Here is a 540-nt window from a genome sequence, read left to right on the forward strand (position 1 = left end):
TCGAGGACCGCATCGCCGAAGCCTGGAAAGCGCGGCACCGGCGCGAGCAGGTCGACCCCTTCTCGGTCCTCGCCCAGCTGCCGGCGCCGGTCTACATCACGACCCTGCACTCCCGCCTGCTGACCAGCGCCCTGCGCAACGCCGGCCGGGAGCCGGAGGTGGAGCTCTGCCGCTGGAATGAGGACGCCGACTGGCCGGAGTCGGTGTTCGACCGGGAGCCGGGCTACGGGCCCACGGCCGAGCGCCCGCTGATCTACCACCTGCTCGGGACCTTCGACGAGCCCGAGTCGCTGGTGCTGACCGAGGACGACTACTTCGACTTCCTCATCGGCGTCACCCGCAACCGGGACCTCGTGCCGAAGGTGGTGCGCCGGCGGCTGGCGGACTCGGCGCTGATGTTCGTGGGCTTCCGCCTCGACGAGTGGGACTTCCGCGTCCTCTACCGCAGCCTGCTGCGATCCGAGGGAGAACGGCGGCGTGATCTGTACACGCACGTCGCCGTCCAGGTCGACCCGGAGGAGGGCGCCACGATCGACGCCG

At 70.7% G+C, this 540-nt stretch carries 1 protein-coding gene; it reads left to right on the forward strand.

The window, feature by feature from the left end; genetic code table 11:
- Nucleotides 1–540: SIR2 family NAD-dependent protein deacylase (locus HK417_RS24685; protein ID WP_222273522.1), on the forward strand; the 540-nt coding region annotated here is incomplete at both ends.

Origin of the sequence: Modestobacter marinus (assembly GCF_019799945.1) — a bacterium.
Lineage (GTDB): Bacteria > Actinomycetota > Actinomycetes > Mycobacteriales > Geodermatophilaceae > Modestobacter > Modestobacter marinus_B.